The 23,444-nt window shown below is 57.6% G+C and carries 22 protein-coding genes; 12 read left to right on the forward strand and 10 right to left on the reverse strand.

Annotated elements, in window-relative coordinates; all coding sequences use genetic code 11:
• Window positions 1–88 precede the first annotated feature (88 nt).
• From RGU44_RS14005 to dinG, 3 genes are all read right to left on the reverse strand, one after another.
• Window positions 89–1,234, reverse strand: a complete 1,146-nt coding sequence (locus RGU44_RS14005) for a serine hydrolase domain-containing protein (protein ID WP_322217583.1) — start codon at window positions 1,232–1,234, stop codon at window positions 89–91.
• Between the two features lie 128 nt (window positions 1,235–1,362).
• Entirely contained in the window at window positions 1,363–3,690 is a 2,328-nt protein-coding gene (locus tag RGU44_RS14010) for a beta-agarase (RefSeq protein WP_322181365.1), read from the reverse strand.
• A gap of 119 nt (window positions 3,691–3,809) precedes the next feature.
• Window positions 3,810–5,954: an ATP-dependent DNA helicase DinG gene (gene dinG / locus RGU44_RS14015; protein WP_322217585.1), complete on the reverse strand. Its 2,145-nt coding sequence runs from the start codon at window positions 5,952–5,954 to the stop codon at window positions 3,810–3,812.
• A 111-nt stretch (window positions 5,955–6,065) separates the two neighbouring features.
• Between dinG and RGU44_RS14020 the strand changes: the two genes are divergently transcribed.
• The gene (locus RGU44_RS14020) at window positions 6,066–6,530 is read left to right on the forward strand and encodes a CopD family protein (RefSeq protein WP_322181369.1); all 465 of its coding nucleotides are present in this window, start codon (window positions 6,066–6,068) and stop codon (window positions 6,528–6,530) included.
• 67 nt (window positions 6,531–6,597) lie between these two features.
• Here the strand turns inward: RGU44_RS14020 and RGU44_RS14025 are convergent, their stop codons facing one another.
• Both RGU44_RS14025 and RGU44_RS14030 read right to left on the reverse strand, forming a co-directional pair.
• Entirely contained in the window at window positions 6,598–7,356 is a 759-nt protein-coding gene (locus RGU44_RS14025) for a collagen-like protein (protein ID WP_322181371.1), read from the reverse strand.
• The gene (locus RGU44_RS14030; RefSeq protein ID WP_322181373.1) at window positions 7,349–7,624 is read right to left on the reverse strand and encodes a DUF1145 domain-containing protein; all 276 of its coding nucleotides are present in this window, start codon (window positions 7,622–7,624) and stop codon (window positions 7,349–7,351) included. The genes RGU44_RS14025 and RGU44_RS14030 overlap by 8 nt, the downstream gene beginning before the upstream one ends.
• 400 nt (window positions 7,625–8,024) lie before the next feature.
• Between RGU44_RS14030 and RGU44_RS14035 the strand changes: the two genes are divergently transcribed.
• Both RGU44_RS14035 and RGU44_RS14040 read left to right on the forward strand, forming a co-directional pair.
• Entirely contained in the window at window positions 8,025–8,522 is a 498-nt protein-coding gene (locus tag RGU44_RS14035; protein ID WP_322181376.1) for a DUF6231 family protein, read from the forward strand.
• Between the two features lie 3 nt (window positions 8,523–8,525).
• The gene (locus RGU44_RS14040) at window positions 8,526–8,999 is read left to right on the forward strand and encodes a YchJ family protein (protein ID WP_322181378.1); all 474 of its coding nucleotides are present in this window, start codon (window positions 8,526–8,528) and stop codon (window positions 8,997–8,999) included.
• A 7-nt stretch (window positions 9,000–9,006) separates the two neighbouring features.
• Here the strand turns inward: RGU44_RS14040 and RGU44_RS14045 are convergent, their stop codons facing one another.
• Window positions 9,007–9,543, reverse strand: coding sequence for a hypothetical protein (locus RGU44_RS14045; protein WP_322217588.1), 537 nt, complete (start codon window positions 9,541–9,543; stop codon window positions 9,007–9,009).
• A gap of 69 nt (window positions 9,544–9,612) precedes the next feature.
• Window positions 9,613–10,572, reverse strand: coding sequence for a cation diffusion facilitator family transporter (locus RGU44_RS14050; protein WP_322182825.1), 960 nt, complete (start codon window positions 10,570–10,572; stop codon window positions 9,613–9,615).
• Window positions 10,573–11,059: 487 nt separating this feature from the next.
• On the opposite strand from RGU44_RS14050, the gene RGU44_RS14055 reads away from it, so the two are divergent.
• The 7 genes from RGU44_RS14055 (at window position 11,060) to RGU44_RS14085 (ending at window position 18,481) form a co-directional block, all read left to right on the forward strand.
• Window positions 11,060–11,269, forward strand: a complete 210-nt coding sequence (locus tag RGU44_RS14055) for an SEC-C metal-binding domain-containing protein (RefSeq protein WP_322181382.1) — start codon at window positions 11,060–11,062, stop codon at window positions 11,267–11,269.
• 229 nt (window positions 11,270–11,498) lie between these two features.
• Complete coding sequence (locus RGU44_RS14060; protein WP_322217590.1) at window positions 11,499–13,964, forward strand: penicillin acylase family protein; 2,466 nt, start codon at window positions 11,499–11,501, stop codon at window positions 13,962–13,964.
• Between the two features lie 311 nt (window positions 13,965–14,275).
• Entirely contained in the window at window positions 14,276–15,058 is a 783-nt protein-coding gene (locus tag RGU44_RS14065; protein ID WP_322181386.1) for a transporter substrate-binding domain-containing protein, read from the forward strand.
• A gap of 81 nt (window positions 15,059–15,139) precedes the next feature.
• A complete protein-coding gene (locus RGU44_RS14070) occupies window positions 15,140–15,868 on the forward strand; it encodes an ABC transporter permease (protein WP_322181388.1) in 729 nt (242 codons plus the stop codon).
• The gene (locus RGU44_RS14075; RefSeq protein ID WP_219064159.1) at window positions 15,865–16,575 is read left to right on the forward strand and encodes an ABC transporter permease; all 711 of its coding nucleotides are present in this window, start codon (window positions 15,865–15,867) and stop codon (window positions 16,573–16,575) included. Before RGU44_RS14070 ends, RGU44_RS14075 begins: the two co-directional genes overlap by 4 nt.
• A gap of 10 nt (window positions 16,576–16,585) precedes the next feature.
• Window positions 16,586–17,704 carry a succinylglutamate desuccinylase/aspartoacylase family protein gene (locus RGU44_RS14080; RefSeq protein WP_322217593.1) on the forward strand — a complete coding sequence of 373 codons (1,119 nt, stop codon included), beginning with the start codon at window positions 16,586–16,588 and terminating at the stop codon, window positions 17,702–17,704.
• A gap of 12 nt (window positions 17,705–17,716) precedes the next feature.
• On the forward strand, window positions 17,717–18,481 hold the full coding sequence (locus RGU44_RS14085) for an ABC transporter ATP-binding protein (RefSeq protein WP_322181393.1): 765 nt from the start codon (window positions 17,717–17,719) through the stop codon (window positions 18,479–18,481).
• Window positions 18,482–18,553: 72 nt separating this feature from the next.
• Here the strand turns inward: RGU44_RS14085 and RGU44_RS14090 are convergent, their stop codons facing one another.
• On the reverse strand, window positions 18,554–18,787 hold the full coding sequence (locus tag RGU44_RS14090) for a hypothetical protein (RefSeq protein ID WP_322181395.1): 234 nt from the start codon (window positions 18,785–18,787) through the stop codon (window positions 18,554–18,556).
• Between the two features lie 108 nt (window positions 18,788–18,895).
• Window positions 18,896–19,462, reverse strand: coding sequence for a dCTP deaminase (gene dcd / locus RGU44_RS14095; RefSeq protein ID WP_219064163.1), 567 nt, complete (start codon window positions 19,460–19,462; stop codon window positions 18,896–18,898).
• A gap of 320 nt (window positions 19,463–19,782) precedes the next feature.
• Here dcd and RGU44_RS14100 point away from each other — a divergent pair, with 320 nt between their 5' ends.
• Complete coding sequence (locus tag RGU44_RS14100) at window positions 19,783–19,992, forward strand: cold-shock protein (RefSeq protein WP_014336857.1); 210 nt, start codon at window positions 19,783–19,785, stop codon at window positions 19,990–19,992.
• A gap of 124 nt (window positions 19,993–20,116) precedes the next feature.
• Here the strand turns inward: RGU44_RS14100 and apbC are convergent, their stop codons facing one another.
• A complete protein-coding gene (gene apbC, locus RGU44_RS14105; RefSeq protein WP_219064164.1) occupies window positions 20,117–21,211 on the reverse strand; it encodes an iron-sulfur cluster carrier protein ApbC in 1,095 nt (364 codons plus the stop codon).
• A 187-nt stretch (window positions 21,212–21,398) separates the two neighbouring features.
• Between apbC and metG the strand changes: the two genes are divergently transcribed.
• On the forward strand, window positions 21,399–23,441 hold the full coding sequence (metG, locus tag RGU44_RS14110; protein WP_322181398.1) for a methionine--tRNA ligase: 2,043 nt from the start codon (window positions 21,399–21,401) through the stop codon (window positions 23,439–23,441).
• The last annotated feature ends 3 nt before the right edge of the window (window positions 23,442–23,444 follow it).

The following is a 23,444-nucleotide window of genomic DNA, read 5'->3' on the forward strand; positions in this document are numbered from 1 at the left end:
GCTTGAAAGAAGCTCATTGAAACAATGCTCTGAAAGCAATCCGGCACTCAAGTTCCCTGAACGCGGCCTTAACAGACAGCCGGCCGGACTATACACACTCGCCCAACACGCGCGCCAGCTTCTGTGCGCGTGGGTCCATCAAGACATAAGGGCCGAGCGTATTGGTCACGAAACCGAAGGCGACCTCGCGCTCAGGGTCGGCAAAACCTACGGAACCGCCTGCGCCGGGATGGCCGAAGGCTTTAGGGCCCAGGCCAAACGTGGCATTCGGCACGTGCGGTTGATCAAGCATGCATCCCAGGCCGAAACGGGTCTGGGTCAGTAAGGTTTTGTCATGCCCGACGCTGTGTTCACGCGTCAACTCACCCAGCAGTTCGGCTTCCAGCAAACGACCATCAAGCAGGCCGCTGTAGAAACCCGCCAGACTGCGGGCATTGCCATGACCATTGGCGGCAGGTTGCTGCATGCGCCGCCATTCAGGTTTATTGGTGCTGGTCATGATCGACGGAGGATTGGTGAAGGCCCGTGCGGTCATGGACGTCGGTTCGCGCATGACTGCGTGCAGCAGGCGCTGCGCAGCTTCATCACCTACGCTGCCCTTGCCACGAGCAATATAGGCGACACGGTGAAACTCTTCATCCGCCAGCCCGACATGAAAATCCAGCCCCAGGGGACGTGCAATACGGGCCACGATGGACTCTCCCGGACCACGCCCATCCGCACGGCGCAGCAACTCACCCACCAACCAACCATAGGTGATGGCGGCATAGCCATGACCATGACCGGGTGCCCACCAGGGCTCTTCCGCCGCGAGCGCATCCGTCATGGCTTGCCAGTCGTACAGCGCTTCGGCCGGCATGATGTAGCGCAGCGCTGGCAAACCCGCCTGATGGCAGAGGAACTGGCGCAACGTGATTTTCTCTTTGCCAGCGGCAGCAAACTCGGGCCAGAGCTTGGCCACAGGTTCGTCCAGACTCAGCTTGCCTTCGCCCACCAGTTGCAAAGCGGTGACCGCAGTGAATGTCTTGGTGCACGAAAACAGATTGGCGATGGTGTCGCTGTGCCACGCCTCAGCGCCATCCCTGTCGGCCGTGCCAGTCCAGAGGTCGAGCACGGTTTCCCCGCCGATCTGGATGCACAATGCACCCCCGCGCTCCTGGGGATCATCGAAGAGCGCAGCGAAGGCTTCACGCACTGCTTCGAATTTAAGCTCGAAATGACCCTGAATCTGCACCCGCTCGCTCCCAGACAACTAATCTACAAAGTGGCGTGTATTGTTCCAGCGATTGAACGCTTTGGGAACAGACTCAGGCAAGAGGATGGCGATTAGCCGCTCGCAAGCAACGCCCTCCTCATTGATCACTATTGCTTGCCGCCATCGCCTTTATCGGACGCTGCCGGAGCCGAGTGTGTTTTGGCTTTTGCCGCAGCGCTGGCCCGAACCTCTTTCTTAAGGACGTCGGCCACCTGCCCGTTGCTTTTGCGCACGGCCTCGACAAAGCCCTGAAACGGCACATCGGTGATGCCGACCAAGCCCACATGACCATTCTCACCATCGAGCAAACGACCCGTGACGGGCTGATCAAGGTACTGGAACCAGTGCACGCCGACGATTGAAGGCTCTGCCAACGCTTGCTTGAGGAAGTTGGCGTAAGCCGGACCGCGATCTTCTTCTTTGGCAACTTCCATCATGCCGCCCCAGAACGGACCGCGATCACGCGAGCCAAAATGGAATTCGCCAACCAGCACAGGCTTGCCCAGTTCGCGCAACTGGGCGAAGTCATAACCGTCTTGAGGTTTTGGCGTGTAGAAGTTGAAGCTCAGCACGTCGCAATACTCGGCGCAAGACGCCACAGCTTCTGGAGTGCTGACGCCAAAACGCCCGCCCAATAACAGGTGATTGGGCGCGTGCCATTTCAACGCATCGGAAATGGTCTTGAAGTACGTGTCGGCGAATACGCGCTGGAAGTATTTGAAGTCAGCTTCTATCTCGGGGTGTTCCGCGCTCGGCAGCGGTGGCTCGAACCCTGGGTCTTCCATCAGTTCCCAAGCGGGCAGTTCAACACCCCAGGCTTTGGACAGGCCCTGCTGATTGCGGTACTTGTCGCGCAACTGCTTGAGAAATGCCCGTTTGGCCGGAGCATCGGTGGTCATTTTCAAGGTGCCGTACGCTAAGGCGTAGCGCGATTTCGGGTCATCGCCGGGGCCCGCCCAGGCCAGTTCATTGTCGGCAAAATAGCCCACCAGCCACGGATCATCGCGATGATCCCGAGCGGCGATGGCCACGGCACGCTCGGTGGCCATAGCGAAACGTGGATCGAACGGATCCGGCATGCCACCCCACCAGTCCTTGCCCGTGCTGATGCTGCTGTAATCGCCGACGATGGACAGCGGCAAGGTATACGGCACGCGTTCATTCACGCCCAGTTCCGGAGCACTCCAGTTGCCAATCGTGTTAAAGCCCCAGGCTTGCAGACGATCCAGCGTGTGGTGGGTCCAGCGTTTGGCGTCGACGGCAGGCGAGGCGCAATCAGCAGGGGTCGCTGCGGCCACCGGCTGATCCGGCGCAATCGCGTCGGCCTTGACGCATTTTTCCTGGCCATACGTGCGGTGCAGGTTAGCGCCATAGAAATCGAACCAACGGCCGTGATTGAAACTGCGGTCCTTGTTCGCACCTGTGTTCTTGCGGTTGTCGGCCTTGCCATAAAACACGGCCAGGGGATCGGTATCTGCCGGCAAGCTCGAGAACATCCGCTCCCGACCTTCAACATAGGTCCGGCTGTCTTCCGCCGTCACGGCGTTCACACCCAGGGAGTAGAACGGATGACCTTCAGGGGTGACCAGGTACCAGCGCCCGTCGAGTTTCTCGGTGCGGAAGAAGCCCTTGGCCTCAAAGACCGGACCACCGAGCCAACCGCCAAACGGGTCCTGCTTGGGCCGATCGGCCAGCCAGGTCTTGAGCTGCTGCTGTTCCTTGACCGATGAGGCTTTCAGTTGCTCATCGCTGACAATTTTTTCCGGCCATTTGGCCCGGGTGAACTGACCATAGGCATCGACGATATTGTCGTAGGCCGCTTTCTGAACCGCATTACCTTCCTGCACACCGAAACGCTCGAGCAGGATGCTTTGTGCAACATTGGGCTGGCTCATTGCTACGGTGACCGAGACCACTTTGCTGCGATCCAACTCACCCGTGGCGCTGGCCAAGAGCACGCGCTGCCCTTCGTAAGTCCACGGCATCGGTGGTCCGGCACGCATGCCCTGACTCAGGGGCGAGCTGGTTTGCAGGGGGATGAACAAGGTCTGAGCAGGTCCTGCGGGCAAATCGACACGACTGGTGATCACTTTGCCATCAGCGCTTTGAATCCGCACATCAAGGGTCAGCGCCCAATCCATGGCGTTCTGGATACGCAGCGTCATGGCGCTGTCGCCGGACCAATCCCACACGCCGGTCTGTGGTGTCAGACTCAGGCTGGGACGAGCCACTGGATTGAAGGTAACCCGGCGCAATACTTCGCCTTCGGCCGTCTGCTCGGCGTTGGATTGCGGCAGGCTGGCATCCTGCGTCGCAACCTGAACCACATCGGCGGGACGAACGAAGTTGAACAACGTCTGTTGTCCATCCGTAGCCGCCAACAGCGGACCGGAACACAACAGCGCAAAAACCGTGGACAGCGAACGGCGAATCATTTGATTAAGTGCTCCTAAACGACCCGTTGATGGCCAGACTTCAGAGTGACAAACAACGTGGCAAACATGGACCGGACCGGGATAAGACCCGATCCGGTGCAAATGATGCCCAACAGCTGTCAGGAAATTTCGCGGCGGAACGGCGGCAGCGCGTTGAGGATCGCTTTGCCGTAACGCTGGGTGACGACGCGTCGATCAAGCAACGTGATGGTGCCGCGGTCTTCTTCAGTCCGCAGCAAACGTCCACAGGCCTGGACCAGACGCAACGACGCGTCAGGCACGGCGATTTCCATGAACGGATTGCCGCCACGGGCTTCGATCCACTCCGCCAACGCCGCTTCCACCGGATCATCGGGGACCGCGAACGGGATTTTGGCGATGACCACGTGTTCGCAGTAGGCACCGGGCAAATCCACCCCTTCGGCAAAACTGGCCAGGCCAAACAGCACGCTGGACTCGCCACTGTCGACCCGTGCTTTGTGCTTGTTCAGGGTTTCCTGCTTGGACAGATTGCCCTGAATGAAAACCTGCTTACGCCAGTCGCGCTCAAGGCCGTCGAAGACTTCCTGCATCTGTTTGCGCGAGGAGAACAGCACCAGCGTGCCACGGGAGCCTTCTACCAGTTTCGGCAGTTCGCGGATGATAGCAGCGGTGTGCGCCACGGCATCACGAGGGTCTGCCTTGAGGTCCGGCACGCGCAACACACCCGCATCGGCGTGATGGAACGGGCTTGGCACCACGGCGGTCACCGCGCCTTTGGGCAGACCTGCACGCATGCGAAAACGATCGAACTTACCCAGTGCGGTCAAAGTCGCCGAGGTCACCAGTGCACCATAGGCAACGTTCCACAGGTTACGCCGGAGCATTTCCGCCGCCAGAATCGGGCTGGCGTTGACTTCGATATCGAACAACGAGCCGCTGTCGGCCAGGGTCAACCAGCGCGCCATGGGCGGGCTGTCTTCTGGATCTTCAGCCGTAAAGGCCGTCCACAACTCCCAGTTGCCATGGGCGCGGGCCAGCAAGCTGCCGAACAGCGGGTACCACTCTTCAGCCTGATGGCTGGCAATGCCGATGTTGACCTCGCCATCCATGCCTTCCTTGAGCAGCTCGGTCAGGCGCGTAAACAGGTCATCCAGGCGGGAAAAACCCTTCTTCAACTCGATGCCCATGTCGCGCATGTGCTCGGGCACCACGCCACCGATGAAGCGGTGACGTGGGCGCTCGCGGCCTTCCATGTCTTCACCGGCCTTGAAATCGGCTAACTGCTCACAGGCCGCGAACATGAACTGTTGCTGGGTCTTGATCTCACGGGCCAGTTCCGGCACCTGCTCGATAAACTTACCTAGGTCGCCCGGTAAAGGGTGCTGGGCCAGCAATTTAGCGAGGTTCTTGGCGGTCTGCTCCAGCCAGTCCGACGTCGAGCGCAGGCGCGTGTAGTGGGCAAAGTGGCCGATGGCTTTATCCGGCAGGTGATGGCCTTCGTCGAACACATACAAGGTCTCACGCGGGTCGGGCAACACCGCGCCCCCGCCCAACGCCAGGTCTGCCAGCACCATGTCGTGGTTGGTGACAATGACGTCGACTTTACTCATGCCCTCGCGCGCCTTATAAAAAGCACATTGGCCGAAGTTCGGGCAATGGCGATTGGTGCACTGGCTGTGGTCGGTGGTCAGGCGCGCCCAGTCCTGGTCTTCCAGTGCTTGCGGCCAGCTGTCACGGTCGCCGTCCCATTTATTGCCGGCGAGCTTTTCGATCATGCTGGTAAACAGCTTCTGGCTGGCCTCATCGACTTCGATCTTGAAGCCTTCTTCTTCGAAAAGCTGAGCAGTGGCGTTGGTTGCATCACCTTCCTGCAACAGCATGTCGAGCTTGGACAGACACATATAGCGGCCGCGCCCCTTGGCCAGGGCAAAGCTGAAGTTCAATCCACTGTTGCGCATCAGGTCAGGCAAGTCTTTGTAGACGATCTGTTCCTGCAGAGCGACGGTCGCCGTGGCGATCACCAGGCGCTTGCCCGCCGCCTTGGCAGTCGGAATGGCCGCAATGGCATACGCCACAGTCTTGCCGGTGCCGGTGCCCGCCTCGACGGCGACCACTGCCGGGTCGCCCGAACGCCGGCCTTCTTCGTCAGTGTCGATGTCGCCCAGCACTTTGGCGATCTCGGCGATCATCAAACGCTGGCCATAGCGCGGCTTGAGGCTCTTGGCTTCGAGGAAACGCGAATAGGCGCCCTGGATCTGGGATTTGAGTTCGTTACTGATCATTGGCTTAGGGCGCTACGAATGCTGAATGAAGGTGCTGGATAAATTTTCAGTGTTTCTGAGAGGCCGCTATCATACCGTGCTAATTCCTCTCGCGCAGAATGGAGTACCCGAATGACCGCTTTCGCCCTTGTCTACACGTTGCACGTGCTGGCCGCCCTGATCTGGGTCGGCGGCATGTTCTTCGCCTGGATGGTCTTGCGCCCGGCAGCCGGTGTCGCCCTGGAAGGTCCTGCGCGCCTGAAATTGTGGGTCCAGGTGTTTCCGCGGTTCTTTCTTTGGGTCTGGGTGGCGGTGCTGGTATTACCCATCACAGGCGTAGGCATGATCCATCTGCAGTTCGCCGGTTTTGAACTGGCGCCGCGTTACGTGCAGGTGATGATGGGCTTGTACGTGGTGATGGTAGCGCTGTTTATTCGCATCCAGGCACTGCAATTGCCTGAACTGCGCCGTGCGGTGGTTGCCGAACAATGGCCTGAGGGCGCTGCTGTATTGGCCCGTATTCGCCGCTTGGTTGGGATCAATCTGATTGTGGGGCTGGTGCTGGTGGCCGTGGCCGCGACTCGATTTGGGTTTTAATGGTTGAAGCGGTGTGTCAGGCACACCGCTTCAACCCACTCGCAAGCCCATTAAGGCGTGTATTCGCTTACAACCGCTGCAAGGTCATCGCACCATTAGGGCCTGCCGCACCAGGCTGGCCCGGTTGACCTGGCTTACCGGATTTGCCGCCGTCAGCACGGTAGACCACGCAGCCCTTGGAGGCTCCGCCCTTGCCAGCACGCCCCCCCTCACCCGCCAGACCACCCGCACCGCCGTTGACCTGTACTTTCACACGCTCTGCCGGAAAGCTTTGCGGCAGCTCGACACGGACTTGCGCACCCGCAGCACCATCATGACCGTTGCCACCGTTGTCGCCATCGTACCCGCGACCCGCCTGGCCCCAGGTGCAACCCGGAGCCTGACCATTCGCGCCGTCGAGGCCGACAAAACCAGGCGCGCCCGAACCACCACGGGCATCGACCGATAACGCTTCTGCCGTCAGATTTTCCAGACGCAAGGTCAGGTTACGGCCCGGCAATGCGGGTTTGAGAAACGTGCCGGGAGCGCCACGGGCAGTGATTTCGCTACCTGACGCCAACTGACCACGGCCTACCACCAGATTGAAGCTCTGCTCGCTGGGCACAATCGCAATCCGCGCCTCGTGGCCCAGTATCAATTCACCGACCTTTACTTCAGCCAGGCTGGAGGGAATCAGCAAGGTGCCGTAATCGGCGACTTCCAGACGTTCCAGTTGCAAGACCCTGGTTTTACCGGGCAGACGCATCAGCGAATGCGACTCGACCGTCACCACTTGGGCGATAGCCATTGGGCTGCACAATAAGGCCAACAGGCAAAGATTACGCATGAGCAACCTCCGCCGATGGGCGGGAAATGGATTGGATGTGAAAGATACCGAACATAAGAACCAGCAGGCGATCACGCCATGGATGGACGCGCCGGCGCAGGTTGCTATTGAATAGCATCAGTTCAAGCAGGTGGGTCAACAATGCCAGGCTGCCAGCCAGACGGAGCAACACATCGAAAGGACTTGGCAGCGCAGTGGCCATATTGACCAGCACCATCAGCCAGAATCCCAGTGTCATCGCCTTCCCCAACCCCCAAAACAACTTCATACATGCCCCTGGCAGTTATTCTTTCGCGCACAGTAACGGCTTCTGCGCGAGATTTGCCAGCGTGCATTTAAAAATGTTCGAGCGCCCCGATTAGAGGTGCTGTCTGCACCGCGAAAATGCCGGGCGACACACACGCATCGACCCGCACGTCTCTTAGCCGTGCCTAGGCACTTGTCGCAACCGTCCGGGACATTATCATCGCCGCCGATCAACACACCATAGCCCGTGAAAGTGGCGTTTTGAGTCGCCCCTGATCACACACCAGTTACGCCACCAACTGCAGCAGACACAGACCAGTCGGTTTTTTTTGCAAACCTGCACGTCCTGCAGACGTGCTACGCATAGGACTAGGCCATCTCGCTACAGCAGGCTAGTCTTGCAACTCAATTGAGGATTTTCGATGACTGAAGGCTTTTCTATACGCACGCCCCAACAGGCGCTGGCCGCATTACTTGATCGTTACGCCCCCAAGCGTTTGTTGTTGATCGGTGCTGGAAGTTTTCCCGCACTTGAGGCATTTCAGGCTGCTCACCCGGAAACCGAACTGGCCCATGCCGCCCCCGGCGCCTTGCCAGCCGAGCTGGCAGCGCAACGTTTCGATCTGGCACTGGTGGTCGATTGCCTGGAGCATTTGCCTAAACGCATCGGCCTGGAACTACTGGGCGGGATCCGCAACCTTAACGCCAGCCGTATTGCCGTGCTGGCAGATCTGCCCGCGTGCGGCTGGCAGGACACCGACTTTTATTCACTGGCACTGCAAGCCAGTGAACGCTTTGCCCGTGACGAGCAGATCCTGACCTTGTTCACTTACGACCTGCGTGAATACAAACAAGTCCCCGACTGGCTGAATGCTAAGTTCTGGGCCAACCCAGAGAACTTCGGCAAATACTGGTGGTAAATCATGAGTAGCTCGATCTGCCCGTGTGGCAGCGGCAATTTACTGGACGCCTGCTGCGGGCATTATCACGCGGGCCTCCCGGCCCCGAGCGCGGAAGCCCTGATGCGCTCGCGCTACAGCGCCTATGTACTGGGCTTGATCGACTATCTGCTGGACACCACATTGCCTGCGCAGAAGGCAGGTCTGGATCGTCAATCGATCAGTGACTGGAGCGCACAAAGCACCTGGCTGGGCCTGAACGTCGAGCACGTGGAAGTGTTCGGCGGTAAACCCGAGCATGCGCTTGTAACCTTTGTTGCTCGCTGGCATGACGGCAGTGGCGAACACAGCCATCGTGAGCGCTCGGCGTTCGTGCAGAATGAGGGTCGCTGGTATTTCATCGATCCCACTGTGCAGCTCAAGGCGGGACGCAACGATGCTTGCCCCTGTGGCAGTGGGCAAAAATTCAAGAAGTGTTGCGCCGGTTATCTGGGCTGAATCAGGTTCAGCTCAACTTAAGGTGCGATGTGTCTGGCGCAGGCCCTGGCTTGGGCCTCTCAAGCTGGCCCATGTCACTGCCCACCGGCGCCAGGCTGATTTGTGATAAATCCAGACGCGGCACTGGCGCCTCGGCTTTCGGGTCTTGCATATCGCTACCCACCTCGGCAATCGAGAAATCAGGGGCATCTACCGCCGAAAAAGCCGCCATGTAAGCGTCTCTTGGGGCCACTTGTGATCGGTGACTGGGTTGAGCCGGGCGGTTAAAGCCAGGCGCATCGGGCGGCGGCGCCAGCTCCATTTCCTCCATATCGACCTGCATGTCCACCTTTTCGGCCAGTGCCCCGGCGCGTTCAAGGATCGAACGATATTTCTCTGCCGCAGCCTCATCGAGATTGTTCTTGAGCACCAGACGCCGTCCGGAAAACAGCAGCTCGATGCGCTGGGCATCCGCCTGAAACAACTTCGCCAGATTCGCCTCGACCCGCTCGCGCTGGGCGCCGGGGACCAATTGGCCCGTAAAGACAATTTCGTAAAGGTTCATTGGCCATACTCCTACTGCACATGCCCCGAGTATGGCGCAAGCCCACGCTAACAGGTCAAGAGGAAGTGCTCAGAGCCCTGCTGGCTTGGGGAGATCCATATGGTCGAGGTCTGGCTTGCTCCAGGGATCGACATGCGTCATCAGGTTTAATACTCGATGACGCTGCATCACATTCTGACGCGCCTCAACTGCAATCTCATGCCCCTCTTCAACGGTAATCGAAGCGTCCACTTCTATATGCGCGTCAACAATAATCATGTCGCCCATTTTACGCGTGCGGATATCGTGAACACCCTTGATACCGGGCGTTTCAATAAGCGTATTGCGAATCATGGCGACTTCTTTCTCGTCCGCGGCACGGTCCATCAGGTCATGCAAGGCATCCCAACTAAACGACCACCCCATCTTGGAAACCATGCACCCGACAATCAGCGCAGCGATTGGATCAAGGATCGGATAACCCGCAAGGTTACCGACAATGCCGATCCCCACTACCAGCGATGAGGCGGCGTCTGAACGTGCGTGCCAGGCATTCGCAACCAACATGCTTGACTTGACCTTCTTGGCAACAGCCAGCATGAAACGAAACAGCAACTCTTTAGCGACAAGCGCTCCGCCAGCGACCCATAAAGCAATGACATGCACGGTCTGCACGGTCTCGGGTGCTTCGAGCTTGCCGACGGCCGACCAAATCATGCCAACACCGACGGCCAGCAACAGTAAACCCAGCACCATTGATGCAGCGGTTTCAAAACGCAAATGCCCATAAGGATGGTCTTCATCCGCGTCCTTCTTACTGTTGTGGCTGGCGAACAGCACAACGAAGTCTGCCACCAGATCCGACAGTGAGTGAATACCATCGGCGACCAGGCCTTGAGACTTTGACAGTATTCCCACCGCAATCTGAGTGAACGTCAGAACGAGGTTTACGCCAACACTTACCCATGTGCAGCGAGAGGCAGCCGCTGCCCGCTCAGCAGGGCTATGAAGCTCGTCCTCTGGATCGTCAGCGAACTCTGGATGACTCATGTATAGCTTCTCCTGTGTCTGTAGAGGAAGGTGTGCTGCCCATAGTGAGTTCAGTGTGAATTCAGGAGCATCCCATGCGGATATAACACGCACTGAACGGCAACCTAAATGAACACAGCATTCAACACCCGGGCAGACCATTAAATAGGCGTTTAACAGGGCGTACATGCGAACGATTCAAAGTATGCAAACATTCTTATTTAGCAGGCCGCTATTTTAGATGACGGGCTTCTATTGAGACAAGCGCATTACTTCATATAAAGCTTAAGGTTTCCTGAACATACGTTAATTTTATATTCATAAGGGGACCTGTAATACAGGTACTGTTTATTAAGTGTCCGCTCCAGCAGGCGGCTCTTTTTACTTCAGCGGCTGAGTCTCTTTAACGACCGCCTGACCCGACAAGGATGGCCGCCCTCCGGGAAAATATGACGCTACGTGGAAATTGGGCGATAATTCCTGCCGAATTTATTCTGGAGTGACCTCGATGAACCAAGAAACCCACGTTCATGGCCCCGACTGCAACCACGACCACGACCATGATCACCACCACGACCACCAGCACGCACACGTCCATGGTCCAGACTGCGGCCACGCGCCCCAGGAACCAGTGCGCAATACCTTGAAGGATGTTGGCCGCAACGACCCATGCCCTTGCGGCAGCGAGAAAAAATTCAAGAAATGCCACGGCGCTTAATGTAACCGCCGCATCGCCAACCGCGCTGCGAGCCAACGCGTGCATGCGTTGGTCGATAAGGTCAATCCACCGAAGCCTTGAATGCCCGGCGCCTGAAAGGGCGCCTTCGCAGGCAACGTAGTCCACATCCCTGGATAAATCCGCACATCAGCCGCGATGGCTGCTTGCGTGGCGCGTGCCGGCTCACTAACGTAGCGCCTTTCCACGCCACCCCCGCAGGAGCTTTGCCATGGCCTCGCCAGCCCTCTCATATTTTCTACCCCGGTTCGGCGTTGCCGCAGCAGTCGCTGGAGCCCTGAGCCTGGCCGGTTGTCAGCTCAACGGCGGCGGCAGCGACACGCTGCCACCGACCTCTGGGGTGTACCCGCTCAAAGGGTTGGCGCAAAATGTTTCGGTGCGCCGCAACAACCTTGGCATGCCGCTGATCGAAAGCAGCACCTTTCACGACGCGCTCTTTACCCTGGGTTATGTTCACGCCAGTGACCGCATCAGTCAGATGGTCGGCATGCGTTTGCTGGCCCAAGGTCGCCTGTCCGAAATGGACGGCCCCAGCGCACTGGAAATCGACCGCCTGATGCGCTCGATCAACCTGAAGAAAAGCGCCAGCGAGCTGTACAACGGCTCTTCGCCGCGCCTGAAACGTTTCTTTGAAGTCTATGCGCGCGGCGTTAACGCCTACCTGTTCCGCTACCGCGACAAACTGCCGGCGGATTTGGCTGCGTCTGGTTATCACCCTGAATACTGGAAGCCGGAAGACTCTGCGCTGATCTTCAGCCTGCTGAACTTCGGCGTGTCAAAAAACCTGCAGGAAGAACTGTCATCCCTGGTATTGGCGCAAAAAGTCGGCGCGGACAAACTCGCCTGGCTGATCCCGACCTACCCCGATGAAGAATTACCGTTCGCTGAAGCCGAGAAGCTCAAGGGCTTGAACCTTGGCCAGGTGTCCGGGCTTAGCGATCTGAATCGAGTCGCCAGCCAACTGTCAGACCTGAACATGCTCGGTGTGGCGGCTGCCAACAACTGGGCGATTTCGCCACGGCGCAGCAGAAGCGGCAAAAGCCTGATGGCCAACGACATACACCAGAGCGCAAAACTGCCTTCGGCATGGAACTTCGTGCAGATCCGCGCCCCGAAATATCAGGCTGCCGGCGTCTCCATTGCAGGCCTGCCCTTGGTGATGGCGGGCTTCAACGGCAAGCTGGCCTGGAGCATGACCGGGGTCATGGGTGACAATCAGGACCTGTTCCTCGAGAAGCTCAAGCGCGAAAACAACAAACTGTTCTATATGGCCGATGGCAAATGGCAGCCCGCCACTGTTCGCAATGAAACCTTCTTCGTTAAAGGTGAGCGCCCCGTTCGCGAAACCATCTACGAAACTCGCCACGGACCGCTGCTCAACAGCGCGCTGGGCGAACGAACAAGCCCACAACAACCAGTGCAACTGAACAGCGGTTTTGGTTTGGCCCTGCAAACGCCAGACTTCAAAGACGACAAAAGCATGGACGCACTCTTCAACCTGTCCCGCGCGCAGAACGTCGAAAAGGCTTCCGATGCCAGCCGCGAAATTCGCGCGATAGCCCTGAACATGGTATTTGCCGATGCACAGAATATCGGCTGGCAAGTCACCGGGCGCTTCCCGAATCGCCGTGAAGGGCTTGGCTTGCTGCCATCGCCAGGCTGGGACAGTCGTTTTGATTGGGACGGTTTCGCCGACCCGATGCTCCACCCCTACGATCAAGACCCGGTGCAGGGGTGGATAGGCACCGCCAATCAGCGCACCGTGCCTAAAGGTTATGGCATGCAACTGTCGAACTCCTGGAACTACCCGGAGCGGGCCGAACGCATCGCCGAAATGGCAGGCAGCGGTAAGCAGGACACCCGCAGCATGATCGCCATGCAATACGACCAGACCACGACCTTCGCTGCCAAACTGAAAAAAATGTTCGAAACGTCGGGCATGGCTCAATCGCTGAAACAGGCAATCGAAGCCCTCCCTGCAACTGATCGCGCCAAGGCACACGAAGCGCTCACGCGCCTGCTGGCATTCGATGGCAAGCTCTCCGCCAACTCGGCCGATGCGGCGCTGTATGAGCTGTTCCTCCAGGAAAGTGCCAAGCAGATATTCCTCGACGAGCTGGGCCCTGAAACCAGTCCGGCCTGGAAAGCCCTGGTCGAAAGCGCCAACCTCTCCTACTCCGCCCAGGCCGACCACCTGCTGGGACGTGAGGACAGCCCGTATTGGGATGACACCCGAACGCCGCAAAAAGAAGACAAACCGACCATCCTTGCCCGCAGCCTGGCAGCGGCCATCACTGCCGGCGAAAGCCAACTGGGCAATGATCACAAGGCTTGGCAATGGGGCAAATTGCACCATTACGCCTGGACCTCGGAAGGAAGCCGACGCAGCCCGATTCCCGCAGGCGGCGATCACAGCACCCTCAACGAGTCGGCCTATAACTGGGGGCAGGATTTCGACACCCGACTGATCCCGGCCATGCGATTTATCGTCGACTTTGGTCAACAGGAACCGATGATAGGACAGAGCACTGGCCAGTCCGGCAACCCGGCCAGCCCGCATTACGCCGATGGCATCGACCCTTGGCTCAAAGGCCAATACATGAGCATCCCGATGCAGCCGCAGAACTTCGACAAGACCTATGGCAAGCAGAGACTGACGCTGATACCTGGTAAATAATGGGATGCGGCGTGCCAGGCACGCCGCATCGCCCCACGATGGAGCAACGTCCGTGCCTGTTCCCGGAGGACGACTCCAGCGTGCTCGTTTTAGTGGCATATTGGCCTGCGAAGAAACTCGTCTATCCTGTAGCTCGTTCTGAGCTGGCAATGAGCACTTCTCCATCAAAGTCATCATTGCGACAACTCCGTACATTTAAAACGCACGTTCGTCTCTTTGGTTCAAAAATTGCTATCTTCTTCGGGTATGGCGCTCGCCGGTAGCAAGCCTCGCGTGTTCCCAACGCTCATTTTGGTTTTAAGGACTGATCAATGAAAAAAGCATGGCTGACCCTTTCCGCACTGGCTATTTGTCTCGCCGCTGGTAGTGCAATGGCCAAGGAATACAAGGAACTGCGTTTCGGCGTCGATCCTTCTTATGCGCCTTTCGAATCAAAAGCCGCCGATGGCAGCCTGGTAGGCTTCGATATCGATCTGGGCAATGCGATTTGCGCCGAGCTGAAAGTTAAATGCAAATGGGTCGAGAGCGATTTCGACGGTATGATTCCCGGTCTGAAAGCCAACAAATTCGACGGCGTTATCTCGTCGATGACCGTAACAGATGCGCGGATGAAGGTTATCGACTTCTCCGAGGAACTGTTCTCTGGCCCAACTGCACTGGTGTTCAAGAAAGGCGCGGGCGTAACGGCCGACCCTGCAACCCTCAAAGGCAAGAAAGTTGGCTATGAGCAAGGCACCATTCAGGAAGCCTACGCCAAGGCCGTATTGGACAAGGCGGGTGTAACAACCCAGGCCTATGCGAACCAGGACCAGGTCTATGCTGACCTGACTTCCGGCCGTCTCGATGCTTCCGTACAAGACATGCTGCAAGCCGAACTGGGCTTTTTGAAGTCACCAGCAGGTGCTGGCTTCGAAGTCAGCAAGCCAATCACAGATCCACTGCTGCCGGCTAAAACCGCAGTCGGTATCTCGAAAGGTAACAAAGAGCTCAAGGCGTTGTTGGATAAAGGTATCAAAGCGTTACACGACGATGGTAAATATGCAGAAATCCAGAAAAAACACTTTGGCGATCTGAACCTGTACAGCGGTAAATAACATCCCAACGCCCGTCGATTTCAGGTGAAAATCTACCACCCGATTCGATGGGCGTTTTTTTGACCGCAAAAGGCTTGATCCATGTTTGACGAAATGCTGCAAACCCTTGGATTGTCCGCCTTCAGCTTGAAAGGCTTCGGCCCGCTGCTGCTTCAAGGCACCTGGATGACCATCAAATTATCGTTACTGTCGCTGCTGGTGAGCATCGTGCTCGGCCTGATTGGCGCCAGCTGCAAACTTTCGAGTCTGCGCATATTGCGCATACCGGCGCAGCTCTACACCACCTTGATCCGCGGCGTGCCCGATCTGGTGTTGATGCTGCTGATTTTCTATAGCCTGCAAACCTGGCTGACCGGTCTCACAGAAGCAATGGACTGGGACTACATCGAAATCGACCCGTTCGCGGCCGGGGTCATCACCCTCGGGTTTATCTATGGCGCCTACTTCACAGAAACGTTCCGTGGCGCGATTCTCTCCGTCCCACGCGGACAGGTCGAAGCCGCCACCGCGTATGGATTGAAGCGCAGCCAACGTTTCCGTTTTGTGGTGTTCCCGCAAATGATGCGTTTCGCCCTGCCGGGCATTGGCAACAACTGGATGGTGATGCTCAAGGCCACCGCCCTGGTGTCGATCATCGGCCTCGCCGATCTGGTCAAAGCCGCTCAGGATGCAGGCAAAAGCACGTATCAACTGTTTTTCTTTCTGGTCGTGGCCGCACTGATTTACCTTCTGATCACCAGTATTTCCAACGTTGCTCTGCGCTGGGCCGAACGACGCTATGCCGCAGGTAGCCGGGAGGCACAACGATGATCGAACTTCTCCAGGATTACTGGCGGCCCTTCCTTTATAGCGACGGCTACCACATCACCGGTCTGGCCATGACCATGTGGCTGCTCAGCGCTTCGATCGCTATCGGCTTTGTGGTATCGATCCCGCTGTCTATCGCCCGAGTGTCACGCAAGTTCTGGGTGCGCTTGCCGGTACAGTTCTACACCTATCTGTTTCGGGGGACACCGCTGTATATCCAGTTGCTGATTTGCTACACCGGTATCTACAGCATCGCAGCCGTGCGTGCCCAACCATTGCTGGATGCGTTTTTTCGCGACGCGATGAACTGCACGATTCTGGCATTCGCCCTGAACACCTGCGCTTACACCACGGAGATTTTTGCCGGGGCGATTCGCAGCATGCATCATGGTGAAGTCGAAGCAGCCAAAGCCTACGGACTCAGCGGCTGGAAACTCTATGCCTACGTGATCATGCCGTCAGCGCTACGGCGTTCGCTGCCGTTCTACAGCAACGAAGTCATTCTGATGCTGCACTCGACCACCGTGGCCTTCACCGCGACCGTGCCGGACATTCTCAAAGTAGCGAGGGACGCCAACTCGGCGACGTTCATGACCTTCCAGTCCTTTGGTATCGCCGCCCTGATTTATTTGACGATCACCTTTGCCCTGGTCGGCCTGTTCCGATTGGCCGAGCGCCGTTGGCTAGCCTTTCTGGGCCCAGCTCACTAGGACTTTTTACATGCGCCATCACACGCACAATCTGCTCGCCCCGCTACCAGGGACCGCGCGGCAGATCCACAGTTTTCATTACGGCCCGGAAAACACTGGCCGCAAGGTTTATATCCAGGCGTCCCTGCATGCGGACGAATTGCCCGGCATGCTGGTGGCCTGGTACCTGAAGCAGCGCCTGGCCGAGCTGGAAAGCGCCGACCTGCTGTTGGGCGAAATTGTCGTCGTCCCGGTCGCCAACCCCATCGGCCTGGAACAAGTGCTGATGGATATCCCGCTGGGTCGCTACGAACTGGAGAGTGGGCAGAACTTCAATCGCCTGTTTGTCGATTTGAGTCTGCAGGTAGGTGACGATGTCGAAGCGCGGCTCAACGATGACCCGAAGCACAACCGTGAACTGATCCGCAGCAGCCTGCGCGCGGCGCTGTCTGCTCAGGTCGTCGATACGCAGTTGCAATCGCAACGACTGACCCTGCAACGCCTGGCTTGCGATGCCGACATGGTGCTGGACCTGCATTGTGATTTCGAAGCGGTGGAGCACCTTTACACCACTCCCGAGGCCTGGCCTCGAGTCGAGGCACTGTCACGCTACCTGGGCGCTCAGGCCAGCCTGTTGGCCACCGACTCCGGCGGGCAATCGTTCGATGAATGCTTCACCCTGCTTTGGTGGCAGTTGCAACAGCGCTTCGGCGCACGCTTTGCAGTTCCCATGGGCAGCATTTCGGTGACCCTGGAATTACGCGGCCAAGGCGACGTTAATCACGCCTTGGCCAGTCGCGACTGTCAGGCACTGATCAACTACTTGACGCTGTATGGCGTGATCGCCGGAGATCCGGCGCCCCAGCCAAAGCTGTTGTACCCGGCAACACCGCTGGCCGGTGTCGAGCCGGTCGCAACGCCGGTCGGCGGCCTACTGGTGTTCTGCGCCCAACCCGGTGAGTTTCTGGAAGCCGGGCAAAAAATCGCTGAAATCATCGATCCGATCAGTGATCGGATAACGCCAATCCACACTCTCAATTCCGGCTTGTTGTATGCCCGCTCCTTGCGGCGCATGGCGACCGCTGGCATGGTCATCGCTCACGTCGCAGGCACCGAAGCCTACCGTAGCGGTTACCTGCTTTCTCCTTAAGGACTGCACGGCATGTACAAACTGACGATCGATGGCCTGCACAAGTGCTATGGCGACAACGAAGTGCTAAAAGGCGTATCGCTCAAAGCAAGCACGGGCGACGTGATCAGCCTGATCGGTGCCAGCGGCTCGGGTAAAAGTACCTTTTTGCGCTGCATCAACTTTCTGGAAACACCCAATAGCGGCACCATGACCCTGGACGGCCAGCCCGTGCGCATGGTCAGCGACAAGCATGGTATGCACGTCGCAGACCCCGCCGAACTGCAGCGCATCCGTACTCGCCTGGCAATGGTGTTCCAGCATTTCAATCTATGGAGCCACATGACCGTGCTGGAAAACGTCAGCATGGCCCCGCGCCGTGTGCTGGGTGTTTCCAAACGCGAAGCCGAAGACCGGGCGCGCAAGTATCTGGACAAAGTCGGCCTGCCGACACGCGTTGCCGAGCAATACCCGGCGTTCCTCTCCGGCGGCCAACAACAACGCGTGGCGATTGCCCGTGCGCTGGCGATGGAGCCGGAAGTGATGCTGTTCGACGAACCCACCTCGGCACTGGACCCGGAGCTGGTCGGCGAAGTACTTAAAGTGATTCAAGGCCTGGCTGAAGAAGGCCGTACCATGATCATGGTTACCCACGAAATGAGTTTTGCCCGCAAAGTCTCGAATCAGGTGATGTTCCTGCACCAGGGCCTGGTCGAAGAGCAAGGGCATCCTGACGACGTACTGGGCAACCCGCAAAGCGATCGGCTGCGGCAGTTTTTGAGCGGGAATTTGAAATAGCGGGAAAGGCTTTTCACGCAGCAACGCGAACCGAAGACACACGCCACTCATCACGCTCCAGCCTTGGTGCATTCAAACGACGGGCTTGGGTGGCGCCTCATCAGGAAGGGTTGGCACGCCTGGCTCAGTGGGATCTGTGGGTTCGTCGGGCTGTTCGTTCGGGGAATCGGGGTCGGGCTGCCCCGGAATGCCGCCGACCCTGTTGATGTTGATCTGGGGATAAGCGAGCAACGACCACGCCAGAAGGCCCACATGATTGTGGTCGCTGACTCTTGCGGGGGCGATGCGTTTCGAACTTGACGTCATAGGGCACTCCTGAGTGTTGACTCCCCTCGCTCGGCGCGAGAGGGAACAGTCCTGACAATAGAGTGCCTGAATGGGCACTAATTCCCTGGGCGCCCGATCAACGGCAAATCAAGTGCGCGGCAATGTCACGCCGCGTTGACCCTGATACTTGCCGCCACGGTCTTTATAAGAAATTTCACACTCTTCGTCGGATTCCAGAAACAGCATCTGGGCCACGCCTTCATTAGCGTAGATTTTCGCCGGCAAGGTGGTGGTGTTGGAGAACTCCAGCGTCACATGGCCTTCCCACTCGGGCTCGAGTGGCGTCACGTTAACGATAATTCCGCAACGTGCATAAGTACTTTTGCCCAGACAGATGGTCAGCACATTACGCGGAATGCGGAAATATTCGACCGTGCGTGCCAAGGCAAACGAGTTTGGCGGAATGATGCAGACATCACTTGTCACGTCGACGAAGCTCTTTTCATCGAAATTTTTCGGGTCCACCGTCGCCGAGTTGATGTTGGTAAATACCTTGAATTCAGCGGCACACCGCACATCGTAACCGTAGCTCGACACACCGTAGGAGATCAGCCGGTTAGCGCCTTCACCGCGAACCTGGCGCTCTACAAAGGGCTCGATCATCCCGTGCTCTAGCGCCATGCGGCGAATCCACTTGTCCGATTTGATGCTCATGGCGGTGTCCTGAATAGCGAGGTGGAAAAAGATGTCTGGCATCTTACCGGGCCGGGCCTTCGGGTTCAAAGACTCTAGAGGTCACGGCCATCGATCCAAACCCGTGTTTAAGCATGAATGAAAATAATCCTGAACAAGGCATTGGCACTTCTCGAAAAACCAGTTAAGGTGACGTCACTGTGTTGCTTGTGTCACTGAGAATCTCTACACGATGTTGAATTTCGATCCAACCATCTCCAAGAATTTTTCCTGCTCTTTGCACTCAGTCTCGGCCAGGGTTCTTCCTGTGTCGCAGTTAACTTTGTCCAAGGAGATACACCATGTCTAATCGCCAAACTGGTACCGTTAAGTGGTTCAACGATGAAAAAGGCTTCGGCTTCATCACTCCACAATCCGGTGACGACTTGTTCGTTCACTTCAAAGCTATCCAATCTGACGGCTTCAAAAGCCTGAAAGAAGGCCAACAGGTTTCTTTCGTCGCTACCCGCGGCCAGAAAGGTATGCAAGCTGAAGAAGTTCAAGTTATCTAACTTGTACTGAATCGCTTAAAAAAAGCCTCGCCCTCAAAAGCGGGGCTTTTTTACGCCCGTAGAAAATGTAAATGCTTTACGGCGACAGCGTGAGCACCCAGCGGATGCCCACGGCAATACACAATCAGTCGTCGCTAATGGTGATGTTCGGCATCGCCTGCGCCTGAGCTTCCTGCAAGACGATTCTCGCGCCCACGTGACGGGCCAGTTCCTGATAGACCATGGCAATCGGGCTTTCTGGATCAGCGATTACCGTCGGTTTACCACCATCGGCCTGCTCGCGAATCACAATCGACAGCGGCAATGACGCCAGCAGCTCGACATCGTATTGCGCCGCGAGCTTCTCGCCACCACCCTCACCGAACAAATGCTCCGCGTGACCGCAATTGGAGCAGATGTGCACGGCCATGTTTTCCACAACACCCAACACCGGAATGTTGACCTTGCGGAACATTTCGACGCCTTTCTTGGCATCCAGCAATGCCAGATCCTGTGGAGTGGTGACAATCACCGCTCCGGCCACAGGGACTTTCTGCGCCAGCGTAAGCTGGATATCGCCCGTGCCGGGTGGCATATCGATGACCAGATAATCCAGATCATTCCACGCCGTTTGCGTAATCAGTTGCAGCAGCGCACCGGAAACCATCGGCCCGCGCCAGACCATCGGCGTGTTGTCATCGGTCAGGAACGCCATGGACATGACTTCAATACCGTGCGATTCGATGGGCACGAACCACTTCTGATCCTTGATCTTCGGCCGCGTGCCTTCGGGGATGCCGAACATCACACCCTGGCTCGGGCCATAGATATCCGCATCGAGAATACCGACCCGTGCACCTTCGCGGGACAACGCCAGCGCCAGGTTTGCGGCGGTAGTGGATTTGCCCACACCGCCTTTACCAGAAGCGACCGCGACGATGTTCTTCACATTGGCCAGGCCCGGGATTTGCCCCTGAGCCTTGTGCGCGGTGATCACACTGCGCACCTCGACCTTGGCCGAGGACACACCCTCCATCCCCTCTATAGCCATTTGCAGCATTTGTGCCCAGCCATTCTTGAACAGGGCGGCGGCATAACCCAACTCAAGCTGAACGCTGACGCGATCGCCTTGAATATCAATGGCACGCACACAGCCCGCGCTGACAGGGTCCTGGTTCAAATAAGGGTCGGTATATTGGCGAAGCACGGCTTCCACCGCTGCGCGATTGACGGCGCTCATGGCTACTCCCGGTAAAAAGACTGAGTAAAACAGACGGCTATCCTACCCCTTCTGAAAGGTGCCGGCATGCTTTCACAGCATGCCGATCTGTTGGCTGATAACGGGCAATGCTCGCCAACGGGGTGAAATATATCGTCCAGACCTTTATAGTGACCGACCTCCGTTTCACTTCAAATAGCCGAGCCCCATGTCCGAGCCACGCAAGATTCTCGTCACCAGCGCCCTGCCCTATGCCAATGGATCGATCCACCTTGGCCATATGCTTGAGTACATCCAGACCGATATGTGGGTGCGCTTCCAGAAGCATCGCGGCAATCAGTGCATCTATGTCTGCGCGGACGACGCCCACGGCTCGGCAATCATGCTACGCGCTGAAAAAGAAGGGATTACCCCGGAACAGTTGATCGACAACGTCAAGGCTGAACACAGCGCCGACTTTGCCGACTTCCTGGTGGATTTCGATAATTTCCACTCGACCCACTCCGAAGAAAACCGTGAGCTGTCGAGCCTGATCTATACACGCTTGCGCGATGCTGGCCATATCGCTACCCGTTCGATTACCCAGTATTTCGACCCGGAAAAGCAGATGTTCCTGGCCGACCGGTTCATCAAGGGCACCTGCCCTAAATGCGGCACCGAAGATCAGTACGGCGATAACTGTGAAAAATGCGGCGCGACCTACGCCCCGACTGACCTGAAAGACCCTAAATCGGCGATTTCCGGGGCGACGCCAGTACTGAAAGAGTCCCAGCACTTCTTCTTCAAGCTGCCAGACTTCGATGCCATGCTCAAAAGCTGGACCCGCAGCGGCACATTGCAGGACGCCGTGGCGAACAAAATCGCCGAATGGCTGGATGCAGGCCTGCAACAGTGGGACATTTCACGCGATGCACCGTATTTCGGTTTCGAAATTCCAGGCGAGCCGGGCAAGTATTTCTACGTCTGGCTGGATGCGCCAATTGGTTATATGGCCAGTTTCAAGAACCTGTGCGCCCGTCGCCCCGATCTGGACTTCGATGCTTACTGGGCCAAAGATGCCAGCACCGAGCTGTACCACTTCATTGGCAAGGACATCATCAACTTCCACGCCTTGTTCTGGCCAGCCATGCTCGAAGGTGCAGGTTTCCGTAAGCCAAACGCAATCAACGTCCACGGTTACCTGACCGTCAACGGCCAGAAAATGTCGAAATCGCGCGGCACCTTTATAAAGGCCCGCACGTACCTGGACAATCTGTCACCGGAATACCTGCGTTATTACTATGCGGCCAAGCTCGGCCGGGGCGTCGACGACCTGGACCTGAACCTGGAAGACTTCGTGCAAAAGGTCAATTCCGACCTGATCGGCAAAGTGGTCAACATTGCCAGTCGTTGCGCCGGCTTCATCCATAAAGGCAATGCCGGCGTACTGGTCGCAGGCAATGCCGCGTCAGAATTGACCGACGCTTTCCTTGCCGCCGCACCCAGCATTGCCGACGCGTACGAAACGCGTGACTTTGCTCGCGCCATGCGCGAAATCATGGGCCTGGCCGACCGCGCCAACGCGTACATCGCAGAAAAAGCACCCTGGTCTCTGGCCAAGCAGGAAGGCAAGCAAGACGAAGTCCAGGCCGTTTGCGCGCTGGGCATCAACCTGTTCCGCCAACTGGTGATTTTCCTCAAGCCCGTCTTGCCGCTGCTGGCAGCCGACGCAGAGGCCTTCCTGAACGTCGCGCCGCTGACCTGGAACGACCACCAGACGCTCCTGAGCAATCATCAGCTCAATCCGTTCCAGGCGCTGATGACCCGAATCGACCCCGTAAAAGTGCAAGCCATGACCGACGCCTCGAAAGAAGACCTGACCGCCAGCCAAACTTCTGTTGCCCCGCAAGGTAATGGCGAACTGGTCAAAGAACCCTTGGCCGCCGAGATCGACTTCGGTGCATTCGAAGCAGTGGACCTTCGCGTGGCCCTGATCCTCAAGGCCGAACATGTTGAAGGCGCCGATAAGCTCCTGCGCCTGACCTTGGACATTGGCGACGAACAGCGTAATGTCTTTTCCGGAATCAAAAGCGCCTATCCGAATCCAGCCGAGCTGGAAGGTCGCCTGACCATGATGATTGCCAACCTCAAACCGCGCAAAATGCGCTTTGGCATCTCCGAAGGCATGGTGATGGCTGCGGGCCCTGGTGGCGAAGAAATCTACCTGCTCAGCCCCGACAGCGGCGCCAAGCCTGGTCAACGCATCAAGTAAGCC

It is taken from the genome of Pseudomonas sp. 5C2 (assembly GCF_034314155.1).
Lineage (GTDB): Bacteria > Pseudomonadota > Gammaproteobacteria > Pseudomonadales > Pseudomonadaceae > Aquipseudomonas.